The organism is Actinomadura keratinilytica (assembly GCF_039539665.1).
In the GTDB taxonomy this organism is placed as follows: Bacteria; Actinomycetota; Actinomycetes; order Streptosporangiales; family Streptosporangiaceae; genus Spirillospora; species Spirillospora keratinilytica.
In genome coordinates, this window is sequence record NZ_BAABDO010000289.1 from 1 (window position 1) to 721 (window position 721).

Consider the following 721-nt stretch of genomic DNA (forward strand, 5'->3'; position numbering starts at 1 on the left):
CGTGTCCGGTGGATCATGCGTTGATCCAGAACAAGGCGGTGACCAGCACGATCGCCGCCCGGAAGTTGCGGGCGAGTTTGTCGAACCGGGTGGCGATCCCACGCCATTGCTTGAGCCGGTTGATGCAACGTTCGACCACGTTGCGGCGCCGGTGGACGACCGGATCGAACGCCGGCGGGCGTCCGCCACGCGAGCCGCGGCGGGTCCGCCCGGCCTGCTGGTCGGCGCGTTCGGGAATGGTCGCGGCGATCCCACGGCGCCGCAGCGACCGGCGGATCGCCGCCGAGCTGTAGGCCTTGTCGGCGATCACCCGATCAGGCCGGCACCGCGGACGCCCCGGACCACTGCGCGGCACCGCGATCTGCGACAGCACCTTGGGGAAAGCGGTGCAGTCGTTGACGTTGCCGGGTGTGAGCACGACCGACAACGGCAGGCCCCGCCCGTCGACCGCCAGGTGGATCTTGGTGGTCAGGCCGCCCCGTGACCGCCCGAGCGCCTGCCCGGATGCCCGGTTCGTCCCCTCCGATCCCCCTTTTTGCGGGCGCCGGCGGCGTGCTGGTGCGCCCGCACGGTGGTCGAATCGACACTGACGGTCCAGTCGATGCGGCCGACCGAGTCGTCGTGGACCTGCACGTGGGTCAGGATGCGGTCGAAGGTGCCGTCGGCGGCCCACCGCCGGTACCGCTCGTACACGGTCTTCCAGTTGCCGTACCGGTCGGGC

The 721-nt window shown here is 71.0% G+C and carries 1 pseudogene; it reads right to left on the reverse strand.

Features of this window, described 5'->3' with window-relative positions:
• Window positions 1–13: 13 nt before the first annotated feature.
• Window positions 14–721 (reverse strand): annotated as a pseudogene (locus tag ABD879_RS32750) (IS5 family transposase); the annotation flags it as partial.